30 protein-coding genes are annotated in these 26,323 nt (G+C 64.7%); 6 read left to right on the plus strand and 24 right to left on the minus strand.

Annotated features, from left to right (window positions below; translation table 11 throughout):
- Window positions 1-33: 33 nt before the first annotated feature.
- From ACSFB7_RS26755 to ACSFB7_RS26785, 7 genes are all read right to left on the minus strand, one after another.
- Entirely contained in the window at window positions 34-645 is a 612-nt protein-coding gene (locus tag ACSFB7_RS26755; RefSeq protein WP_187108071.1) for a glutathione S-transferase N-terminal domain-containing protein, read from the minus strand.
- A gap of 95 nt (window positions 646-740) precedes the next feature.
- Window positions 741-1,514, minus strand: coding sequence for a cytochrome c1 (locus tag ACSFB7_RS26760; RefSeq protein WP_435475371.1), 774 nt, complete (start codon window positions 1,512-1,514; stop codon window positions 741-743).
- A 28-nt stretch (window positions 1,515-1,542) separates the two neighbouring features.
- Window positions 1,543-2,979 (minus strand): cytochrome b, encoded by a 1,437-nt coding sequence (locus ACSFB7_RS26765; RefSeq protein ID WP_435475372.1) that lies wholly within the window; start codon window positions 2,977-2,979, stop codon window positions 1,543-1,545.
- A gap of 14 nt (window positions 2,980-2,993) precedes the next feature.
- A complete protein-coding gene (petA, locus tag ACSFB7_RS26770; protein WP_187108068.1) occupies window positions 2,994-3,611 on the minus strand; it encodes a ubiquinol-cytochrome c reductase iron-sulfur subunit in 618 nt (205 codons plus the stop codon).
- 190 nt (window positions 3,612-3,801) lie between these two features.
- Complete coding sequence (locus ACSFB7_RS26775; RefSeq protein ID WP_435475373.1) at window positions 3,802-4,563, minus strand: LuxR C-terminal-related transcriptional regulator; 762 nt, start codon at window positions 4,561-4,563, stop codon at window positions 3,802-3,804.
- Between the two features lie 768 nt (window positions 4,564-5,331).
- Window positions 5,332-5,634: a hypothetical protein gene (locus tag ACSFB7_RS26780; protein ID WP_435475374.1), complete on the minus strand. Its 303-nt coding sequence runs from the start codon at window positions 5,632-5,634 to the stop codon at window positions 5,332-5,334.
- Window positions 5,635-5,646: 12 nt separating this feature from the next.
- Window positions 5,647-7,176: a hypothetical protein gene (locus ACSFB7_RS26785; RefSeq protein ID WP_435475375.1), complete on the minus strand. Its 1,530-nt coding sequence runs from the start codon at window positions 7,174-7,176 to the stop codon at window positions 5,647-5,649.
- Here ACSFB7_RS26785 and ACSFB7_RS26790 point away from each other — a divergent pair.
- The 3 genes from ACSFB7_RS26790 (at window position 7,148) to mscL (ending at window position 10,832) form a co-directional block, all read left to right on the plus strand.
- Window positions 7,148-7,690 carry a YadA C-terminal domain-containing protein gene (locus ACSFB7_RS26790; protein WP_435475376.1) on the plus strand — a complete coding sequence of 181 codons (543 nt, stop codon included), beginning with the start codon at window positions 7,148-7,150 and terminating at the stop codon, window positions 7,688-7,690. The genes ACSFB7_RS26785 and ACSFB7_RS26790 overlap by 29 nt on opposite strands.
- 161 nt (window positions 7,691-7,851) lie before the next feature.
- Window positions 7,852-10,341, plus strand: a complete 2,490-nt coding sequence (locus tag ACSFB7_RS26795) for a tetratricopeptide repeat protein (RefSeq protein WP_435475377.1) — start codon at window positions 7,852-7,854, stop codon at window positions 10,339-10,341.
- 59 nt (window positions 10,342-10,400) lie between these two features.
- Window positions 10,401-10,832, plus strand: a complete 432-nt coding sequence (gene mscL, locus ACSFB7_RS26800; protein ID WP_435475378.1) for a large conductance mechanosensitive channel protein MscL — start codon at window positions 10,401-10,403, stop codon at window positions 10,830-10,832.
- A 129-nt stretch (window positions 10,833-10,961) separates the two neighbouring features.
- Here the strand turns inward: mscL and pdxA are convergent, their stop codons facing one another.
- Both pdxA and ACSFB7_RS26810 read right to left on the minus strand, forming a co-directional pair.
- Entirely contained in the window at window positions 10,962-12,002 is a 1,041-nt protein-coding gene (gene pdxA, locus ACSFB7_RS26805) for a 4-hydroxythreonine-4-phosphate dehydrogenase PdxA (RefSeq protein ID WP_435475379.1), read from the minus strand.
- 62 nt (window positions 12,003-12,064) lie between these two features.
- The gene (locus ACSFB7_RS26810; protein ID WP_435475380.1) at window positions 12,065-12,838 is read right to left on the minus strand and encodes a Nif3-like dinuclear metal center hexameric protein; all 774 of its coding nucleotides are present in this window, start codon (window positions 12,836-12,838) and stop codon (window positions 12,065-12,067) included.
- A gap of 126 nt (window positions 12,839-12,964) precedes the next feature.
- On the opposite strand from ACSFB7_RS26810, the gene ACSFB7_RS26815 reads away from it, so the two are divergent.
- Window positions 12,965-14,125 (plus strand): trypsin-like peptidase domain-containing protein, encoded by a 1,161-nt coding sequence (locus ACSFB7_RS26815; RefSeq protein WP_435475381.1) that lies wholly within the window; start codon window positions 12,965-12,967, stop codon window positions 14,123-14,125.
- 163 nt (window positions 14,126-14,288) lie between these two features.
- Here ACSFB7_RS26815 and tatC read toward each other — a convergent pair whose 3' ends face one another.
- From tatC to ACSFB7_RS26860, 9 genes are all read right to left on the minus strand, one after another.
- Window positions 14,289-15,098, minus strand: a complete 810-nt coding sequence (tatC, locus tag ACSFB7_RS26820) for a twin-arginine translocase subunit TatC (RefSeq protein WP_435475382.1) — start codon at window positions 15,096-15,098, stop codon at window positions 14,289-14,291.
- A gap of 69 nt (window positions 15,099-15,167) precedes the next feature.
- The gene (gene tatB, locus ACSFB7_RS26825) at window positions 15,168-15,626 is read right to left on the minus strand and encodes a Sec-independent protein translocase protein TatB (RefSeq protein ID WP_435475383.1); all 459 of its coding nucleotides are present in this window, start codon (window positions 15,624-15,626) and stop codon (window positions 15,168-15,170) included.
- A 16-nt stretch (window positions 15,627-15,642) separates the two neighbouring features.
- Window positions 15,643-15,894 carry a Sec-independent protein translocase subunit TatA gene (gene tatA, locus ACSFB7_RS26830; RefSeq protein WP_435475384.1) on the minus strand — a complete coding sequence of 84 codons (252 nt, stop codon included), beginning with the start codon at window positions 15,892-15,894 and terminating at the stop codon, window positions 15,643-15,645.
- Window positions 15,895-15,959: 65 nt separating this feature from the next.
- Window positions 15,960-16,319, minus strand: coding sequence for a histidine triad nucleotide-binding protein (locus ACSFB7_RS26835; RefSeq protein ID WP_093246050.1), 360 nt, complete (start codon window positions 16,317-16,319; stop codon window positions 15,960-15,962).
- Window positions 16,309-16,698 carry a DUF4870 family protein gene (locus ACSFB7_RS26840; RefSeq protein ID WP_435475385.1) on the minus strand — a complete coding sequence of 130 codons (390 nt, stop codon included), beginning with the start codon at window positions 16,696-16,698 and terminating at the stop codon, window positions 16,309-16,311. The genes ACSFB7_RS26835 and ACSFB7_RS26840 overlap by 11 nt, the downstream gene beginning before the upstream one ends.
- A gap of 10 nt (window positions 16,699-16,708) precedes the next feature.
- Window positions 16,709-17,089: a phosphoribosyl-ATP diphosphatase gene (locus ACSFB7_RS26845; protein WP_435475386.1), complete on the minus strand. Its 381-nt coding sequence runs from the start codon at window positions 17,087-17,089 to the stop codon at window positions 16,709-16,711.
- Window positions 17,086-17,475 (minus strand): phosphoribosyl-AMP cyclohydrolase, encoded by a 390-nt coding sequence (gene hisI / locus ACSFB7_RS26850; RefSeq protein WP_013539725.1) that lies wholly within the window; start codon window positions 17,473-17,475, stop codon window positions 17,086-17,088. Before hisI ends, ACSFB7_RS26845 begins: the two co-directional genes overlap by 4 nt.
- 37 nt (window positions 17,476-17,512) lie before the next feature.
- Window positions 17,513-18,292, minus strand: a complete 780-nt coding sequence (gene hisF, locus ACSFB7_RS26855) for an imidazole glycerol phosphate synthase subunit HisF (RefSeq protein WP_187108055.1) — start codon at window positions 18,290-18,292, stop codon at window positions 17,513-17,515.
- 20 nt (window positions 18,293-18,312) lie between these two features.
- On the minus strand, window positions 18,313-19,146 hold the full coding sequence (locus ACSFB7_RS26860; protein WP_435475387.1) for a D-hexose-6-phosphate mutarotase: 834 nt from the start codon (window positions 19,144-19,146) through the stop codon (window positions 18,313-18,315).
- 166 nt (window positions 19,147-19,312) lie between these two features.
- Between ACSFB7_RS26860 and ACSFB7_RS26865 the strand changes: the two genes are divergently transcribed.
- Both ACSFB7_RS26865 and ACSFB7_RS26870 read left to right on the plus strand, forming a co-directional pair.
- A complete protein-coding gene (locus tag ACSFB7_RS26865) occupies window positions 19,313-20,620 on the plus strand; it encodes a dicarboxylate/amino acid:cation symporter (protein WP_435475388.1) in 1,308 nt (435 codons plus the stop codon).
- 8 nt (window positions 20,621-20,628) lie between these two features.
- A complete protein-coding gene (locus ACSFB7_RS26870; protein WP_435475389.1) occupies window positions 20,629-21,549 on the plus strand; it encodes an amino acid ABC transporter substrate-binding protein in 921 nt (306 codons plus the stop codon).
- An 18-nt stretch (window positions 21,550-21,567) separates the two neighbouring features.
- Here the strand turns inward: ACSFB7_RS26870 and ACSFB7_RS26875 are convergent, their stop codons facing one another.
- The 6 genes from ACSFB7_RS26875 to ACSFB7_RS26900 all read right to left on the minus strand — a co-directional run bounded on the left by ACSFB7_RS26875 (window position 21,568) and on the right by ACSFB7_RS26900 (window position 26,316).
- The gene (locus ACSFB7_RS26875) at window positions 21,568-22,737 is read right to left on the minus strand and encodes an AAA family ATPase (protein ID WP_435475390.1); all 1,170 of its coding nucleotides are present in this window, start codon (window positions 22,735-22,737) and stop codon (window positions 21,568-21,570) included.
- Window positions 22,738-22,756: 19 nt separating this feature from the next.
- Window positions 22,757-23,500 (minus strand): 1-(5-phosphoribosyl)-5-[(5-phosphoribosylamino)methylideneamino]imidazole-4-carboxamide isomerase, encoded by a 744-nt coding sequence (gene hisA, locus ACSFB7_RS26880; RefSeq protein ID WP_435475391.1) that lies wholly within the window; start codon window positions 23,498-23,500, stop codon window positions 22,757-22,759.
- A 63-nt stretch (window positions 23,501-23,563) separates the two neighbouring features.
- The gene (gene hisH / locus ACSFB7_RS26885) at window positions 23,564-24,220 is read right to left on the minus strand and encodes an imidazole glycerol phosphate synthase subunit HisH (protein ID WP_187108050.1); all 657 of its coding nucleotides are present in this window, start codon (window positions 24,218-24,220) and stop codon (window positions 23,564-23,566) included.
- A 19-nt stretch (window positions 24,221-24,239) separates the two neighbouring features.
- Window positions 24,240-24,857 (minus strand): imidazoleglycerol-phosphate dehydratase HisB, encoded by a 618-nt coding sequence (hisB, locus tag ACSFB7_RS26890; RefSeq protein WP_435475392.1) that lies wholly within the window; start codon window positions 24,855-24,857, stop codon window positions 24,240-24,242.
- Window positions 24,854-25,945, minus strand: coding sequence for a histidinol-phosphate transaminase (gene hisC / locus ACSFB7_RS26895; RefSeq protein WP_435475393.1), 1,092 nt, complete (start codon window positions 25,943-25,945; stop codon window positions 24,854-24,856). Before hisC ends, hisB begins: the two co-directional genes overlap by 4 nt.
- Window positions 25,942-26,316: a hypothetical protein gene (locus tag ACSFB7_RS26900; protein ID WP_435475394.1), complete on the minus strand. Its 375-nt coding sequence runs from the start codon at window positions 26,314-26,316 to the stop codon at window positions 25,942-25,944. Before ACSFB7_RS26900 ends, hisC begins: the two co-directional genes overlap by 4 nt.
- Window positions 26,317-26,323: the final 7 nt, after the last annotated feature.

Raw genomic sequence — 26,323 nt, forward strand, 5'->3', positions numbered from 1 at the left:
CACGAAGTGCGCGAAGCCTGGGGGCGAACTCATTTACTTGCGCATGACCTTTTCGGAGGGCGTGAGCGCTTCGATGTAGGCCGGGCGCGAGAAGATGCGCTCAGCGTACTTCAGAAGCGGAGCCGCGTTCTTGCTGAGGTCAATGCCGTAGTAGTCGAGGCGCCAGAGCAGCGGCGCGATGGCCACGTCGAGCATCGAGAAGTTGTCGCCCAGCATGTACTTGTTCTTGAGAAACACGGGAGCGAGCTGCGTGAGGCGGTCGCGGATGTGCGAACGGGCCTTTTCGAGCGCCTTGTCGTTGCCCTTGACGGTGCGGTTCTCGAGCGTCGAGACGTGCACGAAGAGTTCCTTCTCGAAGTTGAGCAGGAACAGGCGCACGCGGGCGCGGTCGACCGGGTCGCCAGGCATCAGTTGCGGATGCGGGAAGCGCTCGTCGATGTACTCGTTGATGATGTTCGACTCGTACAGGATCAGGTCGCGCTCGACCAGAATCGGCACCTGGCCGTACGGGTTCATCACGCTGATGTCTTCGGGCTTGTTGTAGAGATCGACGTCGCGGATCTCGAAGTCCATGCCCTTTTCGAACAAGACGAAGCGGCAGCGGTGGGAAAACGGGCAGGTCGTTCCTGAATACAAGACCATCATGGCGAAAGACTCCTAAAAATCAAAAAGAGTGGGTCGCGTTGGCAACCCACTCTGTGGGACCGGATGCACGAGGCGCCCGGTCGGCGTGGACGGAACTACTTGACGTCTTTCCAGTACGAGGCGTTCAGTCGCCACACAAAAACCACGGACATGGCCAGGAACAGCAGCACCCAGACGCCGATACGAATACGGGTGTTCTGTGCGGGCTCGGCCATCCATTGCAGGTAGCTCACCAGGTCGCCCACCGCATTGTCGTACTGCACGGATGTCAGGGTGCCGGGAGTGACTTGCTCCCAGCCCTTGAACACTTCGGTTTCATGACCGTGCTGTTCGACCTTGGTGTAGACCGGCCGGCGTTCGCCCTGCAGTTCCCACAAGGGGTTCGGCATGGCGACGCTCGGGAACGCGAGGTTGTTCCAGCCGGTGGCCTTGGTGTCGTCGCGGTAATAGGTGCGCAGATACGTGTAGAGATAGTCGGCGCCGGTTCCGCCATGGCCGGCGCGCGAGCGCGCGACCAGCGTGAGGTCGGGTGGCGTGGTGCCGAACCAGTCCTTGGCCTGGCGCGGGTCGATGTTGGCCTTCATGGTCTCGCCGACCTTGTCGGTCGTGAACAGAAGGTTGTCCTTGATCTGCTGCTCGGTGATGCCGATGTCCTGCAGGCGGTTGTAGCGCATGAAGGCTGCCGAGTGGCAGTTCAGGCAGTAATTGACGAACAGCTTGGCGCCGTTTTGCAGGGCGACCACGTCGTTGGTCTTGGTATTCGCCTTGTCCCAGGCAATGCCCTCGGACTCGGCGGATGCCGTTGCACAGAAGGTCAGGCCCAGCGCGAGACCCAGGACCGCGAGCCAGCCGGAAATGCTTTTCTTCATCGTGTGTTCTCTCAGCTCTTGGCGCTACTCAATGGGCGGCGAAGACCACGCGCTCGGGCACGGTCTTGAACTCGCCCTTGCGGCTCCACCAGGGCATCAGCAGGAAGAAGCCGAAATACACCAGGGTGCCGATCTGCGAGATGGTTTGCGCGATGTCCAGCTTGAAGGAGCCGATGACCAGTTCGCCCCAGACGCCCGGCGGCTGGATGCCCAGGTAGCCCAGGATCAGGAAGAAGAACACGAACACGCCGTAGACATACTTGTGCCAGCTCGGACGGTAGCGGATCGACTTGACTTCGCTGTGGTCGAGCCACGGCAGGAAGAACAGGATGATGACCGAGCCGCCCATGATGACCACGCCCCAGAACTTGGCGTCGAAGGACTTGAGCAGGAAGATCGCGACGGCGGCCACGACCACGATCGCAACCTTGAGCGCCGTGCCCGACTTGCCCTTGACGAAGTTCCAGATGGCGGCGGCCGCGATGATCAGCGAGAACACGTTGACCATGTCGTCGGTGGTTGCACGCAGCATCGAATAGAACGGCGTGAAGTACCAGACCGGGGCGATGTGGTTCGGCGTCTTCAGCGAATCGGCCGGAATGAAGTTGTTGTACTCGAGGAAGTACCCACCGGCTTCGGGCGCGAAGAAGATCACCGCCGAGAAGATCGTGAGGAACACCACCACGCCGAAGATGTCGTGCACCGTGTAGTACGGATGCGACGGAATGCCGTCGAGCGGATGGCCGTCGGGGCCGCGGTTGGCCTTGATCTCGATGCCGTCGGGGTTGTTCGAACCCACTTCGTGCAACGCGATCAGGTGGGCCACTACGAGGCCGAGCAGCACGAGCGGCACGGCGATCACGTGGAAGCTGAAGAAGCGGTTGAGCGTGGCGTCGCTCACGACATAGTCGCCGCGGATCAGCAGGGCCAGGTCAGGACCGATGAACGGGATGGCGGCGAACAGGTTCACGATCACCTGGGCGCCCCAATAGGACATCTGGCCCCAGGGCAGCAGGTAACCCATGAAGGCTTCGGCCATCAGGCACAGGAAGATCGCGCAGCCGAACACCCAGATCAGCTCGCGCGGCTTGCGGTAGCTGCCATACATGAGGCCGCGGAACATGTGCAGGTACACCACGATGAAGAACGCCGAGGCGCCTGTCGAGTGGATGTAGCGGATCAGCCAGCCCCAGGGCACGTCGCGCATGATGTATTCGACCGAGGCGAAAGCCTGGGCCGCATCGGGCTTGTAGTGCATCACCAGGAAGATGCCGGTGACGATCTGGATCACCAGGACCAGCATCGCCAGCGAGCCGAAGATGTACCAGAAGTTGAAATTCTTCGGTGCGTAGTACTTGCCCCACTGGTCGTTCCAGAGCTTGCTCAGCGGGAAACGGTTGTCGACCCAGTTGAGCAGCTTTTCGCTGGCGGGTGCGTTGGGGGAAATTTCGTGGAATTCAGCCATGTTCTTCGACTCCCTCAGGCCTTCTTGCTGTCTTCGCCGATGAGCAGGCGGGTATCAGACAGGTACATATGAGGAGGCACCGGGAGGTTGTCGGGCGCGGGCTTGTTCTTGAAGACACGGCCGGCCAGGTCGAAGGTGGAGCCGTGGCAGGGACAGAGGAAGCCACCTTCCCAGTCGGCGGGCAGCGAGGGCTGCGGGCCGGGCTGGAAACGGTCGCTCGGCGAGCAGCCCAGGTGGGTGCAGATGCCGACCACGACCAGCACTTCAGGCTTGATCGAGCGGTTCTCGTTCTGCGCGTACTTGGGGGTGAATTCGTCGGGGTGACGCTTGGACAGCGGATCGGCCAGTTGCCCGTCCAGCTTGGGGAGTTCGGCGATCTGCTCGGGGGTGCGCTTGAGGATCCAGACCGGCTTGCCGCGCCATTCGACGGTCATTTTCTCGCCGACCTTGAGGGCCGAGATATCGACTTCAACCGCTGCACCGGCGGCCTTGGCCTTCTCCGAGGGTTGGAATGTGCTCACGAAAGGGATGGCGGTGGCCACGCCGCCCACTACGCCGGCACAGCTGGATGCGATCAACCACGTCCGTTTGCCTGTGTCGATCCGGGGCGAGCCGGAGGTCATGTCACTCATGGGGATCCTCTTTGTCTTCTTCGCTGGAGCAGGGTCAACCCTTGGCTTGAACAGGGTCAACCCGCGATTGTAGCGGGGCGGTGGGGGAGAATTCAACGGTCGCAATGTGCCCGGCCTGCGTCCAGGTGGACGACAGGCGCGCACACGGACCGCGCACCGACTGGCGACGAGGACCGTCGCCGTCCGGTCTTCAGTTCAGAAGACCGTGCTGCATCGCCTCATGAACCGCCTGCGTCCGCGACTTCACGGACAGCTTGCGATAGATGCTCTTGGCGTGAAACTCGATCGTGTTGACCGACAGATACACCGCTTCGGCGATCTGCCTGTTGCTCCAGCCCTGCGCGATCAGGCGCAGCACCTTGAGTTCGCGCGGTGACAGCAAACCCGGCGGAACCTTTGCAGCCGCATCGGCATTCACGGCCGGCGCCTGAACGCGGATAGGCGCGATGGTCCGCACCTTCGCCGATGCGGCAATCGAAGAAAGGATGCGCCGCGCGATGCGCGAATCCATCGGCGCGCCACCGCGCTCGATCGAACGCAGCAGATAGGCCAGTTCGATCTCGTCCGCTTCGGTCAGCAGATAGCCGATGGCGCCAGCGGCAATCGCGGCGCTCACCAGTTCGTGATCGTCCGTAGCCGACATGCCGACGCTTTCGATGCGCGGATAGGCCTGGCGCACATGCATCAACAGCGAGACGCCGTCGCGGCACGGCAACCGCATGTCGACCAGCACCAGGTCATAAGGCAGCGAAGCCAGCAGGCTGCAGGCTTCGGTGCGACTGGACGCAATCACGATGCGCCGGCGCGGCGCGAGCTCGGCAAGGATGCGGCGCATCCGTTCGGCCACCGCGAGATCGTCCGCAACGATCAGCGCCGCATGGAAGACACCGCCATACATCTGCGATGCCGACAGTGCCGGCTGTGCAACGGCGCAATGGATGCTCATGTCCATGACCGCCCTCCCCCAATGGCACAGCGGACCGTGTCCGCGGATGCACTGGCAATGCTCAAAAACAAATTGACCATGCGACGTCCCTCTGACTCTGTTGCTACCCGTGGGTAGCCTCGAAATGTTGACTTTCGTTTCAGACGTCGCAGGAACGATGCCCGCGCAAAAACGCGCCGGGCAAAAAGCCACGCAGTTGCGTGTAGTACTTTGATTTCGTTGAAGAAATTGCCAAAAACGGGCTGTATTGCGCAGCCCTGAACGGCCCTTCGGAAGGCCGTTTTTGCGTCGCTGTTACGTGCGAGTTACTGCGCGTGTTACGTAGCACTGCGCCACACGAAACACGCTCGACATCGCATGCCGAGACCTCGCTCGATGTTTTGCGCGATGCCCGCAAAGCCGCATGGGCGTTGGCTTCGCGAGCCTCTCTTCATTTTTTCGATCACGCATCGAATGCTTCGCGCACATCAAGAACTACGGATACCGGTGATGTTCAGCAAGGCACCCCATTCCTAGCATCAGTTGCATTGGGTAACGCGATGAAACCCAACCCTGCTTTCACGCCGCAAGAGCGCTTGGAAGCCAAAAAGTTGCCACCGATTGATCAAGGAAAAAGGTCCAAATGACTACTACCAAGCGCGCTTCCACACGCTCGTCTTTCAACCCACGTCGCGCGGGCGTCAGCCGGCTGCTTGCTTCGGTTCTTGTGGGGGCTGGGTATGTGATGACGCTGCCTGTTGCGCAGGCGCAGGTGACCATTGGCGGGCAGGACGTTCATGCAGGCAGTGTCTTCAACAACAGCAACAACAATGGCGTCCTGCTCGCCACTACCGGCGGCATCCACACAAACACACTCACCGCCAGCAGCATCACCTCCACCACTGTCTCCGCTGGCAGCGTCAGCGCCGGCAGCGTGACCGCCAGCAACGGCACCATCAACACGTTGAGCGCAACAAGCGTCAACGTAAGCGGCAACGTGAGCGCAGCCGGTGCCAACCTCAGCGGCAACCTGACGGCAGCTGGCGCCAATATCGCCTCGCTGACCGCAGGCAACGCAAACATCACTGGCACGGTCACGACCGGCGGCGTTCAGGCAACCAACGGGACCTTCACCGGAAACCTTGGCGCGAATGTCCTGACGGGCGCAACCGGCACGATCACGAGTCTCACGTCGACCAACATCAGCACGAGCACGCTGACAGCAGGCACCATCAGCGCCAACAGCATCACTGCCACGACGGTCTCCGCCGGCAGCGTCAGCGCCGGTAGCGTGACCGCCAGCAGCGGCACGATCAACACGTTGAGCGCCAGCAGCATCACGGCCACCACGGTTTCCGCTGGCAGCGTCAGCGCCGGTAGCGTGACCGCCAGCAGCGGCACGATCAACACGTTGAGCGCCAGCAGCATCACGGCCACCACGGTTTCCGCCGGCAGCGTCAGCGCCGGTAGCGTGACCGCCAGCAGCGGCACGATCAACACGTTGAGCGCCAGCAGCATCACGGCCACCACGGTCTCCGCCGGCAGCGTCAGCGCCGGTAGCGTGACCGCCAGCAGCGGCACGATCAACACGTTGAGCGCCAGCAGCATCACGGCCACTACAGTCTCTGCTGGCAGCGTCAGCGCTGGTAGCGTGACCGCCAACGACGCCACCATCAACACACTCAGCGCCAGCAGCATCACGGCCACCACGGTCTCCGCTGGCAGCGTCAGCGCCGGCAGCGTGACTGCCAACGACGCCACCATCAACACGCTCAGTGCCAGCAGCATCACGGCCACTACGGTCTCCGCTGGCAGTGTCAGCGCCGGCAGCGTGACCGCCAACGACGCCACCATCAACACGTTGAGCGCCAGCAGCATCACGGCCACCACGGTCTCCGCCGGCAGTGTCAGCGCCGGTAGCGTGACCGCCAACGATGCCACCATCAACACACTCAGCGCCAGCAGCATCACTGCCACCACGGTTTCCGCCGGCAGTGTCAGCGCCGGCAGCGTGACTGCCAACGACGCCACCATCAACACGTTGAGCGCCAGCAGCATCACGGCCACCACGGTTTCCGCTGGCAGCGTCAGCGCCGGTAGCGTGACTGCCAGCACCGGCACGATCAACACGTTGAGCGCCAGCAGCATCACGGCCACCACGGTCTCCGCCGGCAGTGTCAGCGCCGGCAGCGTGACTGCCAGCACCGGCACGATCAACACGCTCAGTGCCAGCAGCATCACCGCCACCACGGTTTCCGCTGGCAGCGTCAGCGCCGGCAGCGTGACTGCCAGCACTGGCACGATCAACACGCTGAGCGCCAGCAGCATCACGGCCACCACGGTCTCCGCCGGCAGCGTCAGCGCCGGCAGCCTGACCGCCAACACCGGCACGATCAACACGCTGAGCTCCACCAGCATCACTGCCGGCACCGTGCACGCAAACAGCGTCGGCACCGTCAGCCTGACCGCCAGCAACGGCACGATCAACACGTTGAACGCCACCAACGTCAGCACCACCAACCTGTCGGCAGCCAGCGCCACCATCAACGCACTGACCGCCAACACGGTGAGTGCCACGACGGTGAACGCGAGCACGGTCAACGCGAACACCGTGAATGCCAGCACGGTCAATGCAACCACCGGCAACTTCCAGACGATCACGGCGGCCAACGGCAACATCACGGTGCTCAACACGCAGACCGGCAACATCACGACGATCAACGCGGTGACCGGCAATGTCACGACGTTGAACGCGGGCACGGTCAACGTCACAGGCAACGTGTCGGCCGGGGGAACGATTGCGGCGGGCAACGGTGTGATCGCGAACGGACGCGTGCAGAACGTGTCGGCCGGCATCCTGCCGACGGACGCAGCGAACATGCAGCAGTTGAACCAGGTCCGCGCCGAAGCACAGGACGCACGCAAGACAGGCAGCACCGGTGCAGCCATCGCATTGGCGGCAGCCTCGGTGCCCGCGCTCGAAGCCGGCAAGCAGTTCGGCGTGGGCGTGGGCGTGGGCTCCTATGACGGACGTTCGGCGATTGCCGCGGCAGTCAGCTTCCGCTTGAACGATTCGGCGCAGATCAAATTGAACGTCGGCACCGGCCAAAGCGGCAAGGTCGGCGGCGGCATCGGCGCCTCCTGGTCCTGGTAACCCGGCCTGCCTGCCCATGGTGCTGCAACGCACCACGGGCAGGACAGCCAACGAAACAGAAGGCCGGCCCCTATACTGGGTGACCGGCCTTTTTCACCTGTGTCAGTGTCAAGGTCGATACGCCCGCGGCTGACCTCCTGACCCGTTCATCACACGGATCCATGAACTCACCTTCACTTGCGCCCGCCCCCGTCACTTCCGCCAGCGATGCCACCAGCCTTCTGGAACAGGGACTGTCGTTGCACCGGGTGGGCCGGTTCGCTGAAGCCCTGCAGGTCTACGAAAACCTGTTGTCCCTCTTCCCGGAACACGCCGATGCGCTGCATCTGACGGGCGAAGCGCTGTACCGGCAAGGCCGACCCAAGCTCGCGCTGAACTACGTGAACCGGGCGATTGCGCAATCGCCGCATCACTTCTATTTCAATACCCGCGCGACGATCTTCATGCACATGGGTTTGCTGGCCGAAGCCCAACAAGACTTGCGCCGTGCAATCAAGGCGCTGCCCAACTACCCCGAGGCCTACGTGAACCTGTCGGCGGTCTACCGCCAGCAGAAGAAATTCCGCCAGGCGCGCGAAGCCGCGGCCGAGGCCACGCGGCTCGCACCGCAAGTACCCGCGGCCTGGAACAACGCCGGGGCGATCGACATGGAGCAGAACCGCTTCGACGAAGCGGTCGAGCAGTTCATGCAGGCGCTGAAGCTCGACCAAGGCTACGCAACGGCGCACAAGAACATTGGCAAGATCCGCGCACACCAGAAAGACTGGGCAGGCGCATTGACATCCCTCGAGAGGGCCGCGGCCGACCCGCTCGACTTCGAGGCGTCGTACCTGCTGGCAAGAGCCTTGCTCAACGGAGGCCGCGGCGAAGACGCCATCGCGCCCATGCAGCACGCCATGCGCAACTGGTCCGCCGAAGACCGGCACAAGGCGCTGTCGGACCCCGAAGGCGTGGCTGCGCTGTATGGCGTCTGCGGCACGCTCGAAGGCGCATCGATGCGATTCAACGAGTCGGCCGAGCTCTACAAGCTGGCACTCGAAAGCCTTCCGGAAAACGAGTCGCTGCTGAACAACCTGGGCACGGTGAACTTCCGTCTCGGGGACTACGACAAGGCCATCCAGGTGCTCAAGAAGGCGCTGGAGGTACACCCGCGCCAGGTGCTCGCGCGATGCAACCTGGGCGTGACCTACGTGATGGCCGGCCAGTCGGAAACAGCCATTGCCGAATTCGAGCAATGCCTGCGGGACGACCCGAACTTCATGCCTGCCATGGTCTGGCAACTCGGCGAGAGGGCGCACATCGCGCGCTGGGAAGGCGTGCCTGAACTGCGCGCCCGCATCGCCGCTCACCTCGACAACCCGAGCAACGACCAGACGGTGTCGTCCTTCATCCTGATGTCGAGCTACGACGATGCGCAGCGGCTCAAGACCTGGACACAGCGCTCCGCCGAGTTGACCGACAAGACGGTGAACATCAAGCCCTTTGCAGATGCCGGCGCACGCCGCACCTCGCCCCGCATCCGCGTCGGCTACTACTCCTTCGACTTCCGCAACCACCCGGTCGCCCACCTGACCGCCGAGCTGTTCGCCCTGCACGACCGCAAGGACTTCGAGGTCTTCGCGTACTCCTACGGCCCCGACGACGGCCATCCGGCGCGCGCGCGCATCGCGGGCTCGGTCGAGCATTTCGTCGACATGCACGGCCAGTCGATCCAGCAGATGGCCGAGCGCATCCGCGAGGACGAAGTCGACATCCTGATCGACCTGTCCGGCGACACGCGCGGCGCCAAGCCGCAGGTCATGGCCTACCACGCGGCGCCCGCGCAGCTCATGTGGCTGGGCTACATGGGCACCAGCGGCACGCCCAACTACGACTACCTGGTGTCAGACAACTTCCTCTCGCCGCCGGGCACGGAGGACTGCTACACCGAGAAACTGCTGCGCCTGCCCGAGACCTTCCAGGTGATCGACACGAAGCGGCCCGTCAATCCGCACAAGGCCACGCGCGCCGGGCATGGCCTGCCGGAAGACGCGTTCGTGCTGTGCAACTTCTCGCAGTCCTTCAAGATCCAGCCCGAGACCTTCGATGCGTGGGTGCGCATCGTGCAGGGCATTCCGGACTCGGTGCTGTGGCTGGCGCAGGGGCCGAACGGCTTCGAGCAGAACCTGCGCGCGCACTGGGAAAAAGCGGGCCTGGCCCCCGAGCGCCTGATCGTGTCGCCGCGCATGCCGGTCGACCAGCATCTGGCGCGCATCGGCCTGGCCGACCTGTTCATCGACACCTTCCCCTACAGCAGCGGCGCCACCGCGAACGACGTGCTGTGGTCGGGCGTGCCGCTGCTCGCACTCGCCGGCTCGACGATGGTCTCGCGCATGGCAGGCAGCCTGCTGGGCGCCATCGGCCTGCCGGAACTGGTGGCCACGAACCACGCGGAATACGTGCAGAAGGCCGTCCACTACGCCACGCATCCGGACGAACTGGCCGCGTTGCGCGCACGGCTCATTGCCGCCAAGGAAGCGCGCCGCGGCTACTTCGACACGCCGCGCTTCGTGCGGCACCTGGAAGACGGGTTCAGGCACATCGCGGCCCGCAGTCGTGAAGGGATGCCGGCGGAGCACGTCAGCGTTGCGCTGCGCCCGCTGGAGAAGTGAGCAATCGCGGGCATACTCGGCACTCCTTCAACAGCAGAGCTCCAGCAGCCTTTTGAATCATGAGCATCCTCAGTGAATTCAAGGAATTTGCCGTCAAGGGCAATGTGATCGACCTTGCGGTCGGTGTGATCATCGGTGCAGCGTTCGGCAAGATCGTCGACTCGCTCGTGGCCGACATCATCATGCCGCTGGTCGGCGTGGTGTTCGGCAAGCTCGACTTCTCGAACCTCTACGTGGTGCTGGGTACTGCACCGGCCGGCGTGGCCAACACGTTGGCAGACCTCAAGAAGGCCGGCGTTCCGGTGCTGGCCTATGGCAACTTCATCACCATCGCGGTCAACTTCGTGATCCTCGCCTTCATCATCTTCATGATGGTCAAGCAGATCAACAAGCTGCGGAAAACGGAAGCCGAAGCGCCTGCCGCTCCGGCCGCCACGCCGGAAGACATCACGCTGCTGCGCGAAATTCGCGACAGCCTCAAGCGCCCCTGAGCGGCTTCACAAGGTGTGAAGAAACCGTAGCGAGCGCGCCGAGCTTGCATCGAGGACCGGAGCCGTACTCTGTACGGTGAGGACCGCAGGTGCAAGATCGGAGCGCGCAGTAGGTTTATTCACACCCTGTCAGGCGCCGGCCAGGGTCTTGGCCATGCGCAGCGCCTCGATGAGGCTCGACGCATCGGCAAGGCCCCTGCCCGCGATGTCGAACGCGGTGCCGTGATCGGGGCTAGTCCGCACCAGCGGCAGCCCCAGCGTCACGTTCACGCCCTTCTCCACGCCAAGGTACTTGACCGGGATCAAGCCTTGGTCGTGGTACATCGCAATCACCACGTCGAATTCACCGCTGGACGGCACGCCGGCCTTGGCGCGCGCACGCATGAACACGGTGTCGGGCGCGTGCGGGCCGTTGGCATCGATGCCCTCGGCACGCGCGGCCTCGATGGCCGGCAGGATGATCTCGCGCTCTTCCGAACCGAAAAGACCGCCCTCGCCCGCATGTGGATTGAGGCCCGCGACACCTATACGCGGCGCGCGGCCCAGCGCCTGGGTCAACGCGCGGTGCGTGATGCGCAGCGTTTCGAGCACGCCCTCGAAGCGCACAGCCTCGATAGCATGGCGCAGCGACATGTGGATGCTGACGAGCACGGTGCGCAGTTCGTCATTGGCCAGCATCATGCGCACTGGCACGTCGGCCACGCTGCGACCCAGGTGCGCGGCCGCTTCGGCCTGCAGCAGCTCGGTGTGGCCGGGGTACGGGAAGCCGGCGGCCGACAGCGCCTCCTTGTGCAGCGGTGCGGTCACGATGGCGGCGATTTCGCCGCGCAACGCGGCGCGCGCGGCCCAGACCACGCATTCACCCGCCACACGACCGGCCTCGGCGCTCACGCGGCCAAGCTCGATGTGGGCTGGCGCGGCGATCACCTGCAGCACGGGAATGCAGCCGGGCGGCACTGTCGCCACCTCCGCCACGGATTCGATTTCCACCACGGGCCATGCCAGTTGCCCCGGCGAGGCCAGCGCCTGCGATGCCCGGCGCATGGTGGCCACATCGCCGGCGACGAAAGTGCCGCGCGTCGCATCGGGTGCGTCGCGAAAAGCCTTGGCGATGATCTCCGGGCCAATGCCCGCGGGATCGCCCAGCGTGATGGCGATGGCTTCGCTCATTGATGAATGACCTTCGTGCGCGGCACCGCGGTGCGAGCCTGCATGGGGAGGTTGCGCGGCGCTCATGCCGGGTTGTCGATGTCGATGAATTCGTGCGTCAGGCCGAGCTGTGCCGCCACATGCCCCGCCACCGCCGGCGCGCCGTAGCGCTCGGTCGCATGGTGGCCGCAGGCCAGAAAGGCCACGCCCATCTCGCGCGCGTAGTGGGCCTGGGGCTCCGAGATCTCGCCGGTGATGAAGGCGTCGGCGCCGGCCGCGATGGCCGCTTCGAAGTAGCCTTGGGCGCCACCCGTGCACCAAGCTATATTTTTAATAGCGCGATGCGCAGTATCGACGAGCGTTACCGGCCGATTCAGTACTTTCTCGACATGCGTGGCGAGCGCCTTCGCGTTGGCGAAGTTCTCGCCGTTCTCGCGCGTGCCGAGAAAGCCCAACTCCTGCTCGCCGAAGCGCCCCGTCGAGCCCGCGTGGGCCACGAGCCCCAGTTGCAGGCCGAGCTGGGCGTTGTTGCCCAGTTCGGGATGCGCGTCGAGCGGCAGGTGGTAGGCGAACAGGTTGATGTCATGGCCAAGCAAGAGGCCCAGGCGCTGCTTCATCCAGCCGGTGACGCAGCCGTCCTGCCCACGCCAGAACAGGCCGTGGTGGACGAAGATGGCATCGGCCTCGGCATGGATCGCCGCTTCGATCAACGCGCGGCTGGCGGTCACGCCCGAGACGATCTTGCGCACCACGGTACGCCCTTCGACCTGCAGGCCGTTGGGTCCATAGTCCTTGAAGCGCCCGGAGGCCAGCAGCAGGTCGAATGCGTGAAGCAGTTCGTGACGGGTGGTGCTCATCGCAACATTGTCGCGCCACCTCGCGCCCGGCCAGACGGCATGGTTTCCAACTCGCACCATTGAGGGACAATCACGGCCAGTACCGCGCCAGATGGCGCTCTTCACCGCCTTTTTCATTCAAGTTTCATGAAACGCACCTGGCTGCTCTTTGCCCAAGCCGTGACCGTCCTGCTGGCGGCCTACTTCGTCGTTGCGACGCTCAAGCCCGAATGGCTCAACAAGCGCGCGACCTCGTTGGGCGGCGTGGTGTCGATCGTCGAGGCGCCGGCCGGCAACCCGGCCATCGCGACGCCCGGCAGCCTGAGCGTGCCGGCAAAGAAGGCCTCGCCGGCGGTCGTGAGCATCAACACCAGCAAGGCCGCGCAACGCCATCCGCGCAGCAACGACCCGTGGTTCCGCTTCTTCTTCGGTGACCAGGACGACCAGCCGCAAGTCGGCCTGGGCAGTGGCGTGATCGTGAGCCCCGACGGCTACATCCTCACCAACAACCACGTGGTCGAGGGCGCTGACGAGATCGAGGTCACGCTGAACGACAGCCGCCACGCGCGCGGCAAGGTGATCGGCACCGATCCCGACACCGACCTGGCCGTGCTCAAGATCGAACTCGACAAGCTGCCGGTGATCGTTCTGGGCAACTCCGACGAACTGCAGGTGGGCGACCAGGTGCTGGCCATCGGCAACCCCTTCGGCGTGGGCCAGACCGTGACCAGCGGCATCGTCTCGGCGCTGGGCCGCAACCAGCTGGGCATCAACAACTTCGAGAACTTCATCCAGACCGATGCGGCCATCAACCCCGGCAACTCGGGCGGCGCGCTGATCGACGTCAACGGCAACCTGCAGGGCATCAACACCGCGATCTATTCGCGCTCGGGCGGCAGCATGGGCATCGGCTTCGCGATCCCGGTGTCGATGGCCAAGATCGTGCTCGAAGGCATCGTCAAAGAAGGCCAGGTGCGCCGCGGCTGGATCGGCGTCGAGCCGAGCGACCTGTCGCCCGAACTGGCCGAGACCTTCGGCGTGAAGGCGGATGCGGGCGTGATCATCACGGGCGTGCTGCAGAACGGCCCCGCCGCCAAGGCCGGCATCCGGCCAGGCGACGTGATCACCTCGGTGGGCGAGAAGAAGACCGACAACGTGCAGGCACTGCTGACCGCGGTGGCCGGCCTGAAGCCCGGCAGCACCTCGCGGTTCGCGCTGCAACGCGGCAGCGACAAGATGGAACTGGATGTGACGCCGGGCCTGCGGCCCAAGAGCCCGGTGCGCCAGGTACCCAACCAACAAGAATAGGTTCGCCCCCAGGCTTCGCGCACTTCGTGTCGCTTCTCCAACCCCCTACCGGGGGCAACACCTGAGGCCCGGCAAAGCCGGTTCCTCGGTGTTCTGGAATCTGTTCAGGGCGGTACAGGCGGGCGAGGTTTGCAGTGCGCCCCGCTGTGGCCTCGGGGCTTAGTTAGCTGGAAGCCGAATCCGCGCTTTCTTCCTCTTCAGGCTTCTTGCCTGAACTGGCGAAGTAGCGGGCACCGATGATGCCCACTTCGTACAGCAGGCACATCGGCACAGCCAGCGCAAGTTGCGACACCACGTCGGGCGGCGTCAGCACGGCGGCCACCACGAAGGCCACCACGATGAAGTAGCCGCGGAAGGACTTCAGCTTCTCGATGGTCACCAGCTCGAAGCGCACCAGCAGCATCACCACGATGGGCACCTGGAAGGCAACGCCGAATGCGATGTAGAGCGACAGGATGGCCTCGACGTACGAGGAAATGTCCGGCGTCGCCTGCACCGCGGCAGGCGCAAAGCGCTGGATGAAGCTGAACATCTTGTCCAGCACGAAGAGCTGCACGAAGGCGATGCCGCCGTAGGCCAGCAGGCTGCCGAAGAAGATCAGCGGCAGCGCGAATTTCTTTTCATGGCTGTAGAGCCCCGGCGCCACGAACATCCAGGCCTGGTACATGAGCCAGGGCAATGCCAGCAGCACGGCCGCCATCATCAGCACCTTGAGCGGCACGAAGAACGGAGAGAACACGCCGATCGCGATCAGCTTCGCGTCGTGCGGCATGTGGGCCTTGATCGGCATCGCGATGATGTCGATCAGCCCGCCCGGCCCGGGCCAGATGGCCAGCAGGATGCCCGCGACCACGAGGCCATAGACGCAATAAAGCAGGCGATCACGAAGCTCGACCAGGTGCGCCACGAACGGCTGTTCGGTGCCCGCCAGCTCGTCTTCTTTGTCTTTGTTCTTGTTGTCGGAATCGGCCATTGGAAAAGAAGAAAGCGTGATGTCGGCAGCCGGCGTGCGGCGCACGAGCAACGCGGTGGTGGGGGTGCGCTAATTGATCTTGTGGGGGCGGAAGCGGGCAACCCGCGCCGCACCCGACAGCGCCTTGGTGCGCACGCCGTTGCGCGCCTTGTACCACTGCGGCGTGGCGCCCTGCTTCAGGCGCCAGTTCTTGCGGGGGTTCCTGTATTCGGGCACCGACGCCTCGGGCTCGGCCAGCGCCGAAAGCGTTTCGCCCGAGCCGGAGAACTGCTTTTCGAAGTCGCTCGCACCGGTGTGGATGCTGTGCTCGACGTCGCGCGCCGCATCCTCGACGGTGGTCTTCATCTTGCGAAGCTCCTCGAGCTCCATCGAGCGATTGACCTCGGCCTTGACGTCGCTCACATAGCGCTGTGCCTTGCCGAGCAAGGTGCCGACGGTGCGAGCCACGCGCGGCAGCTTTTCCGGCCCGATGACGATCAGCGCCACGACGCCGATCAGCGCCAGCTTTTCAATGCCCAGGTCGAACACGTTGCTGTGCCCGTGCTCAGGACTTCTGACGCGCTTCGACGTCGATGGTCGGCTTGTCGCCGTTGGCCGGCTGGCCGGTCACTTGCTGGGCGGGGGCCGACGAGGCGGCGGAAGCATCGGCGGAAGAGCCGCCTTCTTTCATGCCGTCCTTGAAGCCCTTGACGGCGCCACCAAGGTCCGAACCCATGTTCCGCAGCTTCTTGGTGCCGAAGATCATGACCACGACGAGCAGCACGATCAGCCAGTGCCAGATAGAGAAAGAACCCATGGAAGACTCCTAAGAATGTGTCCGATTTTAGTCGGGCGAAATGTGACAGTTTGGCTTAATGCGGCTCAGCCGCGAAGCCATGGCCGGGGACCGCCCATGACATGGACATGGAGATGGTGAACCTCCTGCCCGCCCTCGGCGCCGGTGTTGACGACGACCCGGTAACCGCCGTCCGGATAAGGCCTGCAGCCCTGCTCCAGCGCCAACTTGGGCGCCAGGGTCATGATCTTGCCCATCAGCGCCGCGTCGTCGGGCGTCAGCTGCGCCATCGAGGCGATGTGCTTCTTGGGCACCAACATGAAATGCACCGGCGCCCAGGGCGCGATGTCGTGAAAGCCGAACAGGTCGTCGTCTTCGTAGACCTTGCGCGAGGGGATCTTGCCTTCGATGATTTTGCAGAAGACGCAGTTCGGATCAGATGACATCTTTGGGTTCCATGGGGCGGCCGTCGTTCATCCGGATCATGCCTTTCACGATCCGGTAGAGGAACCACAGCGAAATCAGGCTCCAGGCGATCCAGCCGGGCACGAAGAGCAACAGCCAGAGCCAAGCGGTCAGAAGGTAGGCCAGGCCGGCCCAGAGCACCGAGCGGATGCGCCAGCTGAAGTGCGAGGCCTGCCAGGTGCCGGCTGCGTCGTCGCGCTTCACGAAATCGATGACCAGCGCCACCAGGAGCAGCAGCACCGAGGCCTGCGCCCCGGGCAAGACGGCGCCGATGGCCACGATCAGGTGCAGGATGTAGCTGACCCAGCCCCAGGTCTTGAGGGAGTCGTCGGGTTCCACGTTCACGATGTCGTTGGCCATAGGGGTCCTTTCAGTCGTTGCCAGCCTCGCGGGCGTGCACCTTGCGCAAGGCTTTTTCCTCGATGCCGCTGGTGCCTTCGCGGCGCTCCAGCTCCGCGACCACGTCGGCCGGCGAGAAACCGTAGTGCGCGAGCGCCACCATGGTGTGGAACCACAGATCGGCCACTTCGTTCACTATTTTCGAGCGGTCGCCGCCGTGGTCGGCGTCCTTGGCGGCCATCACGACCTCGGTGGCTTCCTCGCCGATCTTCTTGAGGAAGGCGTCGGGCCCCTTGTGCAGCAGGCGCGCAACGTAGCTTTTCTCGGCATCGCCGCCGCGCGCGGGCAGGCGGGTCTCGATGACCGCGGCCAGGCGTGCGAGGGCGTCGGAGGTGTTCACGACGGCGGTCATTTGTAGATCGACTCCGGGTCTTTCAAGACCGGTTCGACCACGGTCCACTGGCCCTTCTCGTACTTGCTGAAAAAGCAGCTGTGGCGGCCGGTGTGGCAGGCAATGCCGGGCTCGTGGCCCAGCTGGGTGACCTTGAGCAGCACCACGTCGTTGTCGCAATCGAGGCGGATCTCGTGCACGGTCTGCACGTGGCCCGACTCCTCGCCCTTGAACCACAGCTTGTTGCGCGAGCGGCTGAAATACACCGCACGGCCCAGCTCGGCGGTCTTTTCGAGCGCCTCGCGGTTCATCCAGGCGAACATCAGCACGTCGTTGCTGCCTTGTTCCTGCGCGATGACCGGCACCAGGCCGTTCGCGTCCCATTTCACTTCATCGAGCCAATTCATCGGCATATTGTCGGGGATAGAAAAAGACCCTTGAAGCTCAGCTGCGCACAGGGATACCGCGCTCGGCCATTCGGGCCTTGGCTTGCCCGACCGTGTATTCGCCATAGTGAAAGATGCTGGCGGCCAGCACCGCATCGGCGCCGCCGGTCTGGATGCCGTCGGCCAGGTCGTCGAGATTGCCGACGCCGCCCGATGCGATCACCGGCACATTGACCGCATCGCTCACCGCGCGGGTCAGCGCCAGGTCGAAGCCGCTTTTGGTGCCGTCGCGGTCCATGCTGGTCAGCAGGATCTCGCCCGCGCCCCGGCGAACCATCTCGGTGGCCCATTCGACGGCATCGAGGCCGGTGTTCTTGCGCCCGCCGTGGCTGTACACATCCCAGCCCGCGCCGCGCGTGGCCGCGTCTTCGGGGCTGCGGCGCTTGGCATCGATGGCGACCACGATGCACTGCGCGCCGTACTTCTGCGAGGCGTCGTTGATCACCCGCGGATCGGCGATGGCGGCCGAATTGAAGCTGGTCTTGTCGGCGCCCGCATTGAGCAGGCGCCGCACGTCCGCCACGGTGCGCACGCCGCCGCCCACGGTCAGCGGGATGAAGACCTGCGAAGCCACCGCTTCGATGATCGGCAGGATCAGGTCGCGGCCGTCGCTGGTGGCTGTGATGTCGAGGAAGGTGAGTTCGTCGGCGCCCTGGGCGTTGTAGCGCGCGGCAATCTCCACCGGGTCACCGGCATCGCGCAGTTCGAGGAAATTGACACCTTTGACGACACGACCACCGGTGACGTCGAGACAGGGAATGATGCGTTTGGCAAGCATGGGAATGGACCGGTAAGAAATCAGAGAACGCGAAGCTGTTGCCAGCCCTGCCATTGGGCGCCGGGTGCAAGCAGCACCGGCTCGTCGATGCGCGCCGCTTCAACGCACAGCATATGGCGATAGCCGTCTTCGGGCATGTCGGCGAGTTTCGCACCGAGCAGCGCGCCGGGGTTCCAGACCACGGTTTCGCTGCAGCTCGCGCTTTGCGAAATTTCGAGTGTGCCGCCGGGTTGCACCAGCCGCAGCGGCTGGGCCGGCGCGGCGTAGACGCTGTCGAACTCGGCATCGAACTGCAACGCGGTAGCGGTTTCCACATGGCGGTCGTCGCGCAGCGAATCCCATCGGTTGGCACCCTGCAGGCCTTCGAGGCGAACCGTGGCGATGTCGTCGACGCGCAGGTAGGTGTGCAGCGCCGCGGCGAAGGTCCAGGGGGCTTGGTCGATGTTGGTCAGCGTGAGCGCCGTGCGCAGTTGGCCTGCGGACAGCGTGACGTCGAGCCGCGCCTCAAAAGCGTGCGGCCAGATCTGGCGGGTGGCTTCGCTGTCACGCAGCGCCAGCCGCAACGTGTCGGGCGCGCCCGCGGGCTCCTGCGCCCAAGGCAAATTGCGCATGAATCCATGCTTGGGCAACATGCCGCGCTGGTTGAACTGGGGGCAGCAGATGGGCACGCCGCCACGAATGGCGGCCTGTCCGTCGAACACGGCGCGCGGGCTCAGATAGAGCCTTTCCACTGCGTCGGCCGTGGTCCAGGAGAGCACCTGCGCGCCATGCAAAGCCACTGTGAGGTGGCTACCATCGGCGCCCACGGCACGCAAGGCGGGCTGGCCGCGAAACTCGATCGAGCTGATTTCCATGTGAGGAATTGTAGGCAGCGGGCGCTTCATGGCATGGATTTGGCATCGAGCCATTGCGTGCCCGGGGCCTTCTTGGATACCCTGTGCCTGCTTGCATGGGGGACAACATGCAAGTCGGTCCCGTGCATTCGAGAAAACCACTCTTACACGACAAAAGGGGATACGTATGAAGAAAAAGCTGCCGATGGCCGCCTGGATCCTGATCGCCATGGTGCTTGGCATCTTCATCGGCTACATGATCTTCACGAGCTTTCCGAACAAGAGCTCGGCGAAAGAAATCGCAGACTACGTCTCCATCGTCTCGGATGTGTTCCTGCGCCTCATCAAGATGCTGATCGGGCCGCTGGTGTTTTCCACGCTGGTGGTGGGCATCGCGCACATGGGCGATGCCAAGTCGGTGGGCCGGGTGTTCGGCAAGTCGCTGGGCTGGTTCATCACCGCATCGCTGATCTCGCTGATCATCGGCCTGGTCATGGCCAACCTGCTCAAGCCCGGCGAGAACCTCGGGCTGCCGCTGCCGGACATCGGGGCCTCGACCAACCTGGCCACCTCGAAATTCACCTTCAGGGATTTCGTCTACCACGCGGTGCCCAAGTCCTTCGTCGAGGCGCTGGCCAACAACGAGATTTTGCAGATCGTGGTGTTCTCAATGTTCTTCGGCGTGGCCCTCGCCTCGCTCGGCGACAAGGCCAAGACGCTGGTGTCGGCCATCGAGGAACTCTCGCATGCCATGCTGAAGATCACGGGCTACGTGATGAAGCTCGCGCCGCTGGCCGTGATGGCCGCCATGGCCGCCACGGTGGCGGTGAACGGCCTGGGCATCCTGCTCAAGTTCGCGGTGTTCATGGGCGACTTCTACCTGGGCCTGTTCGTGCTGTGGGGCGTGCTGGTGCTGGCGGGTTTCCTGTTCCTCGGACCGCGCGTGTTCAAGCTGCTGGTGCTCATCAAGGAAGCCTTCCTGCTGTCCTTCGCCACGGCGAGTTCGGAAGCCGCCTACCCCAAGATCCTGCAGGCGCTCGACCGTTTCGGCGTCAAGCGCAAGATCTCCAGCTTCGTGATGCCGATGGGCTATTCGTTCAACCTGGACGGCTCGATGATGTATTGCACCTTCGCCGTGCTGTTCATCGCGCAGGCCTACAACATCCACATGCCGATCAGCACCCAGATCACGATGCTGCTGATCCTGATGCTCACATCCAAGGGCATGGCCGGCGTGCCACGCGCCTCGCTGGTGGTGATTGCCGCCACGCTGAACCACTTCGACATTCCCGAGGCCGGCCTGCTGCTGATCCTGGGCGTGGACACCTTCCTGGACATGGGCCGCTCGGCCACCAACGCGGTGGGCAACTCCATCGCCACCGCGGTGGTCGCCAAGTGGGAAGGCGAGCTGCTTTCCGAGAGCGATGCCGAGGTCAACGCCCGCACCCTGGACGCGGAAAGCGACGCCACCCTCGCCCACCCGGCCCACGCATGAGCCACGCCATGAAGCGCACAGGCCCGCTGCCGCGTTTCCTGGCCGCCTTGCTGCTGGCGGCCGCGGCCCTTGCTGCCGGGCCCGCGCAGGCGCAAGACCAGGGACTGACGACGCTGACCGGCACCCTGGCCAAGGCGCGCGAGACCGGCGCCATCACCATCGGCTACCGCGAATCGTCGGTGCCCTTCTCGTACCTCAATGCGCGCAAGGAGCCGATCGGCTATTCGATCGAACTCTGCCGCGCATTGGTCACGGCCATCGAGGACGCGGTGAACAAGAGCCTCGCGATCAAGTGGGTGCCCGTGACTTCCGATTCGCGCATCGATGCGGTCGCCAGCGGCAAGGTCGACCTGGAATGCGGCTCGACCACCAACAACCTCGAACGCCAGAAGCGCGTGAGCTTCTCGCCGACGATGTTCGTCTCGGGCACCAAGGTGCTGGTGAAGAAGGGCTCGCCGATCAAGACCTTCCGCGACCTGGCCGGCAAGAAGGTGGCAGTGACGGCCGGCACCACCAACGAGAAGACGCTGCGCGACCTGTCCGAGAAATTCAAGCTCGGCATCCAGTTGCAGGTGGCGCGCGACCACGCCGAATCGTTCGGGCTCGTGAAGAGCGGCCAGGCCGACGCCTTTGCCACCGACGACGTGCTGCTCTACGGCTTGATCGCGCAGGACGCCGCCAAGGCCGACTACGAGGTGGTCGGCGACTTTCTCTCCTACGACCCCTACGGGATCATGTACCGCAAGGGCGACGCGCAACTGAACAAGGTCGTCATTGACACCTTCCAGGTGCTGGCGGAAGACGGCGAGATCGACCGGCAGTACAAGCGCTGGTTCCTGCGCAAGCTGCCTTCGGGCGCAAGCATCGACCTGCCGATGAGCGCGCAGCTCGAAACGATCATCCAGACGATGAAGGTGAAGGCCGAGTAGGCCAGCAGCACCCCCCGGCTACCGCGCAGGCCACTCCCAGCGCGGGATCTCGCTCATGTCGAGGTTCGCGATGCGGGTTTCGCCGAACTGCTTTTCGAGCACCACCGATTGCAGGTCTTCGCTGTCTTCGAGCGCAGCAATCAGGCGCGCGGCATGCGACACCACGATCACCTGCGACCCACGCGCCGCCTGCGCGATGAGGCGCCCGAGCGCGGGCAGCAGGTCGGGGTGCAGGCTGGTTTCGGGCTCGTTGAGCACCAGCAGCGACGGCGGGCGGGGCGTGAGCAGCGCGGCGATCCAGAGCAGGTAGCGCAGCGTGCCGTCTGAAAGCTCGGCGGCCGTCAGCGGACGTAGCAGGCCGTGCTGATGCATCAGGGTCTCGAAGCGGTCCTCGGCCACGCGGATCTCGATGCGGGCGCCGGGGAAGGCGTCATCGACAGCGCGGTCGAGCGCCTGGTCGTCACCGATCTCGCGGATGGTCTGCAAGGCCGCGGCCAGATCGGCGCCGTCGTTGGCGAGCACGGGCGTGTAGGTGCCGAGCTGCGGCTGGCGCGCGGGCGCGTCGGCGTCGGAGCGGAAGTGATCGTAGAAGCGCCAGGAGCGCATCTGCTCGCGCAGCGTGAGCATCTCGGGGGCCGCGTGCGGATCGGCGTACTCGGTCATCATGCTGGCGAAGGCGGGAATCGGGCGGCCGACGGCCTGCCAGCTCTTGTCTTCACGCAGGCGCAGCGCGGCGCCCTTGCGGTCGACAAGCTGCGTCGCGGGCCGCAAGAACGGGCCGCTCCAGATGGCTTCGCGCTTGATTTCGGGGTCACGCCCGAACACGGTGTCGCGCGGCGTCGGCAGGCCGATGTCGATGGCATAGCCGAAGTCTTCGGCGCCGTCGCCCGCAAAGCCCAGGCGCAGGTTGACGGGTTCGCTGCGCGACGTGCCCTGTACCGGCGCCTCACCACGCAGCATCGCGGCCGAGAAGCGCTCGGGCCCGGCCCAGAGCGTGGAAGAAAGCCCGCCTTCGCGCACCAGCGAACGGATCACGCCGCCGTTGGCAATATCGGCCAGCAGCCGCATCGCGCGGTACACGCTCGACTTGCCGCTGCCGTTGGCGCCGGTCACGACCGTGAGCCGGCCGAGCGGCACCGTCAGCTGTCGCAGCGAACGGTAGTTGGCGATGGCGAGCGCGGAGAGCACGCGCTGCTGGAGGAAAGCGTCAGGCCCCGGCCAGCTCGTCCGCGCGGGTTTGCGCGGCGGCGAAATCGAGGTCGCCCGAATAGATGGCACGGCCGCAGATCACGCCCTCGATGCCTTCGAACTCGACCGCGCAGAGCTGGTCGATGTCGGCCATGTTCGACAGGCCGCCCGAGGCGATCACCGGAATGGTCAGCGCCTGCGCCAGCTTGACGGTGGCTTCGATGTTGATGCCCGAGAGCATGCCGTCGCGGCCGATGTCGGTGTAGATGATCGACTCGACGCCGTAGTCCTCGAACTTCTTGCCCAGGTCGGCCACTTCGTGGCCCGTGAGCTTGCTCCAGCCGTCGGTGGCGACCTTGCCGTCCTTGGCGTCCAGGCCCACGATGATGTGGCCGCCGAAAGCGCTGCAGGCGTCCTTCAGGAAGCCCGGGTTCTTGACCGCAGCAGTGCCGATGATCACGTAGCGCAGGCCGTCGTCGATGTAGCGCTCGATGGTGTCCAGGTCGCGGATGCCGCCGCCGAGCTGCACCGGGATGTCGTCGCCGACTTCCTTCAGGATTGCCTTGATCGCCGCGTGGTTCTGCGGCTTGCCGGCGAAGGCGCCATTCAGATCGACCAGGTGCAGCCGGCGCGCGCCTGCGGTGACCCACTTGCGGGCCATGGCGGCGGGGTCTTCGCTGAAGACAGTGGACTGGTCCATGTCGCCCTGTTTGAGGCGAACACAGTGGCCGTCTTTGAGATCAATGGCGGGAATGAGGAGCATGGAAGTGGCGCGAGTATGCGAAATCCGGGCTGTCGGAAGGTCGGCCCGGGCGGGAATGGTAGGTCAGGGATTCCAGTGGAGGAAATTTCGATAGAGCTGCAACCCGTGGTCCGCACTCTTCTCCGGGTGGAACTGGGTGGCAAAAATGTTATCGCGTGCAACGGCTGCGGTAAAGCACGCACCGTAATCCGCCTCGCCCACGCTGTGGCGGGCGTCGGCCGGCCGGGCGTAGAAGCTGTGCACGAAATAGAAGTAGCTCAGGTCGGGCACGCCCGCCCACACCGCGTGTGGCTGGGCCTGGCGCACCTGGTTCCAGCCCATCTGTGGCACCTTGAAGCGGCTGCCGTCGGGCTGCAGGCGTCCAGCCAAGTCGAACTTGATGACCTCACCCGGTATGAGGCCAAGGCCATCGGTCGGGCCTTCGTCGCTGCGCGACAGCAGCATCTGCATGCCGACGCACACGCCGAACAGCGGCTTGCTGGCGGCGGCTTCGAGCACCGATTCCTGCAGGCCGGAGTCGCGCAGCTCGCGCATGCAGTCGGGCATGGCGCCCTGCCCCGGCAGCACCACGCGGGTGGCCTTGCGCACCACGTCCGGATCGGAGGTGACGAAGACCTGCACGCCGACCTGGTCGGCCGCATGCTGTACGGCCTGCGAGACGGAGCGCAGGTTGCCCATGCCGTAGTCGACGACAGCGACGGTGTTGGCTGCTGATTTCATGGCTGTGCGCTAAAGGAATTCAGAGCGAACCCTTGGTCGAGGGAATGACGCCGATGGAGCGGGGATCCAGCTCCAGCGCGCCGCGCATGGCGCGTGCGAAGGCCTTGAACACGGTCTCGCACTGGTGGTGCGCGTTCACGCCCTTGAGGTTGTCGATGTGCAGCGTCACGAACGCGTGGTTCACGAAGCCCTGGAAAAATTCGTAGGTGAGCTGGCTGTCGAAGGTGCCGATCATCCCGCTGGTGAAGGGCACGTGCATCACGAGGCCGGGGCGGCCCGAGAAGTCGATGACCACGCGGCTCAGTGCTTCGTCCAGAGGCACGTAGGCATGACCGTAGCGGCGAATGCCCTTCTTGTCGCCGATGGCCTGGGCCACGGCCTGGCCGAGCGTGATGCCCACATCTTCCACCGTGTGATGGCCGTCGATGTGCAGGTCGCCCTGGCAGTCGATCTCGAGGTCGATCAGGCCATGGCGGGCGATCTGGTCGAGCATGTGGTCGAAGAAGCCGATGCCGGTGGAAAGCTTGGCCTTGCCGGTGCCATCGAGATTCACGCTGACGGTGATCTTCGTCTCGGCGGTGTTGCGGGTGACCGTCGCGGTGCGATCGGCGTTGCCCGGGGTGGTGGGGGTGGTCATAGTGAGGCTTCGAGTGCCGCCAGCATCCGCGCGTTCTCGTCGGCCGTTCCGACGGTGAGGCGCAGGCAATTTGCAAGCAGTTCGTGCATTTTAGAAACGTTCTTCACCAGCACCCCGTGAGCCTTCATGCCCTCGAAGGTCTTGGCGGCATCGGGCACGCGCAAAAGGATCATGTTGGCGTCGCTGGGCCAGGTCTTGACGCCCGGCAGCCGGCCCAGGCCCATCATCAGGCGCTCGCGCTCCTCGCGGATCTGCGCCGCCTGGGCCTCGAACACCTCGGTGTGCTCCAGCGCGAACAGCGCACACTCGCAATTGAGCACGCTGATGTTGTAGGGTGGGCGCACCTTGTCGATCTCGGCGACCAGCGCGGCCGGCCCCATGAGGTAGCCCAGGCGGATGCCGGCCAGGCCGAACTTGCTGAGCGTGCGCATCAGCAGCACGTGGCTGTGGCCGGCGAGCCGGTCGATGTAGCTGCGGGCGGCGAAGGGCTCGTAGGCCTCGTCGATCACCACCAGGCCGCCCTGCGCGCCCTGGGCCTGCACGATCTTCTCGATGACGGCGTCGTCCCAGAGATTGGCGGTCGGGTTGTTCGGATAGGCCAGGTAGACGATGGCGGGCTTCTCGCGTTCGATGGCAGCCAGCATGGCGGCCTCGTCCAGCTCGAAGTCGGCCGTGAGCGGCACACCAACGAAGCGCAGGCCCTGCAGTTGCGCGCTCATGGCGTACATCACGAAGCCGGGCACGGGTGCCAGCACGGTGGCGCCTGGCAGGTCGCAGGCAATGGCCAGCAGCGAGATCAGTTCGTCGGAGCCGTTGCCCAGCATCAGGCTGAAGCCTTCGGGCATCTGCGCATGCGCGGCCAGCGCACGCTGCAGGTCGGCGCCGCGGTCGCCCGGGTAGCGGTTCAGCGCCAGCGCACCGAGCCGCGCACCGAGTTCGGCCTGCAGCGCGGGCGGCAGGCCGAAGGGGTTTTCCATCGCGTCGAGCTTGATGAAGCCGCGCGCGTCCTGCACCGCGTAGGCATGCATGGACTGCACGTCGGCGCGGATGCGTTGAAGGGGGCGGGCGGTATCGGGAGCGGTGGTCATCGGGTGCAGCGGTAGCTGTTTCGTAGAGCGCCGGACATGACCAGTTGCACGGGCATGTCGGCTTCGTAACTGTCGGCGTTGCGGGTCAGTTCGGTTTGATAGAGCGAGCGGGCCATCGAGGGTTCGAGGCGGCGTCCCTCGACGCAGAACAAGGGCTTCTGGCCGTTGCGCTGCGACGATTCGACGCCTTCGCGCAGGCCTTCGAGCACGCCGACGAGGTAGTAGCTGGCGTAGGCCTTGCCGTCTTTCTCGGCGGCTTCGAGCGTGCGCAGCTCGCGGATGCTCATGGCCTGCGCACCCGCACCGGCCGCCAGTGCGAGTAGCAGCACCGACAGGCGCGGCAACAGCAACTGGACGGCGGTGCGTTTCATCGGCGGA

Source organism: Variovorax raffinosi, assembly GCF_051216615.1.
Lineage (GTDB): Bacteria > Pseudomonadota > Gammaproteobacteria > Burkholderiales > Burkholderiaceae_C > Variovorax.